Source organism: Mesorhizobium sp. M7A.F.Ca.MR.148.00.0.0 (assembly GCF_003997735.1).
Lineage (GTDB): Bacteria > Pseudomonadota > Alphaproteobacteria > Rhizobiales > Rhizobiaceae > Mesorhizobium.
This window is the reverse complement of the sequence record NZ_RZTB01000019.1, coordinates 1-3,096: the sequence shown is the minus strand read 5'-3', so window position 1 is coordinate 3,096 and position 3,096 is coordinate 1. Positions and strand designations below refer to the sequence as shown.

Sequence of the window (3,096 nt, the reverse complement as noted above, 5' to 3'; positions counted from 1 at the left end):
ACATAGATGTTGCCGGCATGGATGCCGTCGACGAAATGCTGCACGCGGCCCTCGATGCGGGTGTGCAGGCCGAAGGTCAGGCCGTAGCCCTTGCGGTTGATGGCGGCTATGACCGCGTCGATCTCGTCGGCGTCGAAACTGGCGACATGCAGCACCGGCCCGAACACCTCGCGCTCCATGTCCTCGATACCCTTGACGCGGAAGACATGCGGCGCGACGAAGCGGCCCTCCTTGGGTGCCTCTAGCTTGGCGATCAGCCGGCCCTGCAGGCCCATCTTCGTGCAGTACTCGCGGATCGAAGCCTGTGCCTCGTCATCGATGACCGGGCCGACATCGGTCGAAATCCGCCAGGGATCACCGATGCTGAGCGCCTCCATGGCGCCCTTCAGCATCTCCAGCATCTTCTTCTCGACGTCCTTCTGCACGTAGAGCACGCGCAGCGCCGAGCAGCGCTGGCCGGCACTCTGGAAGGCCGATGCCAGGATGTCGCGCACCGCCTGTTCGGGCAACGCGGTGGAATCGACGATCATCGCATTGAGGCCGCCGGTCTCCGCGATCAGCATGGCGTCGGGCGCGGCCGTCTCGGCCAATTGCTTCTCGATCAGCTTGGCAACCTCGGTCGAGCCGGTGAAGCATACGCCGGCAATGCGCGGGTCAGCGGTCAGCGGGCCACCGACCGACGGGCCGTCGCCGGGCAGAAGCTGGATGACGTCTTCCGGCACACCAGCCTCGCGCAGCAACTCGACAGCACGGAAAGCGATCAGCGGCGTCTGCTCGGCCGGCTTGGCGATGACCGAATTGCCGGTGACGAGCGCGGCCGCGATCTGGCCGGTGAAGATGGCGAGCGGAAAGTTCCACGGTGAAATGCAGACGATGGCGCCCCGCGCTTGCGTGCCCGCCTCGGCATTGACCGCCTCGGTGGCGTAGTAGCGCAGGAAGTCGACGGCCTCGCGCACTTCGGCAACGCCGTCGGCCAGCGATTTGCCGGCCTCGCGGGTGGCGAGTGCGAAGAACTCGATGGCATTCGTCTCGTAGAGATCGGCGGCGCGGTTGAGGATCGCTGCGCGCTCGGCGACAGGACGTTTTGCCCAGGCCGGCTGCGCCTCCACCGCAAAGCGCACGGCGGTCGCGACCTGCTTGGCAGCGGCTTCGCTGACCGTGCCGACCACTTCGGAAGGCTTGGCCGGATTGACGATCGGACGCTGCTTGCCGTAGCCGGCGGCCCGCGTGATCGGCTTGGCATGCCAACGATCCGGCCCAGCGAAGGCCGCCCTGGCCTTGTCGATCGCCGCCAGCGTCACCGTGTCGGTGATGTCGAATCCTTTCGAATTGCGTCGCCCGACCCCAAAAATCTGGGAAGGCCGGGCAATCGCCGGATTGGCGGCCGGACCCTGGCTCTCGACCGTTTCGAGCGGATCGCGCGCAATGTCCTCCGGCTCGACGTCCTCGTCGGTCAGTTGGTGTACGAAGGAGGAATTGGCGCCGTTCTCCAGCAGCCGGCGGACCAGATAGGCCAGCAGATCGGAATGCGCACCGACCGGTGCATAGATGCGGCAGCGCGTGCCCTCGGACCGGCGCACCGTCTCGTGCAGCGCCTCGCCCATGCCGTGCAGGCGCTGGAACTCGAAGGAATCGCGATTGTCCGCCATCGCCAGGATGGCGGCGACGGTGTGGGCATTGTGGGTGGCGAATTGCGGATAGATGCGGTCGGTCATCGACAAAAGCTTCTTCGCGCAAGCCATGTAGGAAACGTCGGTGTTGGTCTTGCGGGTGAAGACGGGATAGCCTGACAGTCCGAGCGTCTGCGCGCGCTTGATCTCGGTGTCCCAATAGGCACCCTTGACCAGCCGCACCATGATGTTGCGGTCGTATTTCCTGGCCAGCGCATAGAGCCAGTCGATGGCGAAGGCCGCGCGTGGCCCATACGCTTGCACCACCACACCAAACCCGTTCCAACCGGCGAGCTCCGGCTCGGCCAGCACCCGCTCGATGACGTCGAGCGACAGATCGAGGCGATCGGCCTCCTCGGCATCGATATTGAGGCCCATGCGCGAATGGCGCGCGGCCAGCGCCAGCGACAAGAGCCGGTCTGCCATGACAGGCAGCATCTCGTCCTTCTGCGCCACCTCGTAGCGCGGATGCAGCGCCGAAAGCTTGACCGAGATGCCGTGGTTCTGCCTGATGTCAGGACCGTTGGAACCGGAATCGAGCGACGAAATCGCGTCGGCATAGGCCTTGTGATAGCGCAAGGCGTCGGCCTCGGTGCGGGCCGCCTCGCCCAGCATGTCGAAGGAGTAGAGATAGCCCTTCTGCGTCATCGGCCGGCCTCGCTTGACGGCTTCCGTGATGGTGCGGCCGAGCACGAACTGCTCGCCCATCTCGCGCATGGCGGCGGCCACCGCCTTGCGGATCACCGGCTCGCCGAGCCGCCGCACCATAGAACGCAGCGTGCCCTCGATGCCGCCCTCGCCCTCATCGAGGACGCGGCCGGTCAGCATCAGCGCCCAGGTCGAGGCGTTGACGAAGATGGAGCTCGAACCGCCCGAATGCGCCGACCAGTCGTGCGGCGCGATCTTGTCGGCGATGAGGTCGTCCATCGTCTCGGTATCGGGCACGCGCAGCAGCGCCTCGGCCAGGCACATCAGCGCGACGCCTTCCTTGGTGGAGAGACCGTAAGCGGAGAGGAAGACTTCCATCAGCCTTGGATCGGACGAGCCACGCACCGCGCGCACCAGATCGGCGGCGCGAGCCGAGATCGCCTTGCGGTCTTTCCCGGAGAGCCCCGTCGCCTCGGCAAGCCGCTTCACGGCCTCGTCTTCGTCGGGCAGGTAGTTGGCGCGGATCTGCTGGCGGATGGCATCGAGCGCTGGCATGGCGGTCCCGTGGATCGAGCAAAGGGGATCGGGCCGGCGGTCACCGGACTGAATGGCGCAAGCTAGCACAAGTGCGAAATTTCGACCGGTCCAAAGAAATCGACATTACAGGTCATTCGATCTATCTTTGTGGCCTAGAATTGACATATGGACTGCATTTTCGATGACAGAAGACCAATTGGACCGCATCGACAGGAACATCCTGTCGGCGCTGGCAAGCGAT

1 protein-coding gene is annotated in these 3,096 nt (G+C 65.2%); it reads right to left on the bottom strand.

Annotated features, from left to right (window positions below; genetic code table 11):
• On the bottom strand, nt 1-2,873 hold a 2,873-nt coding region (gene putA, locus EOB49_RS09910; protein ID WP_245472606.1), incomplete at its 3' end, for a bifunctional proline dehydrogenase/L-glutamate gamma-semialdehyde dehydrogenase PutA.
• Between the last annotated feature and the right edge of the window lie 223 nt (nt 2,874-3,096).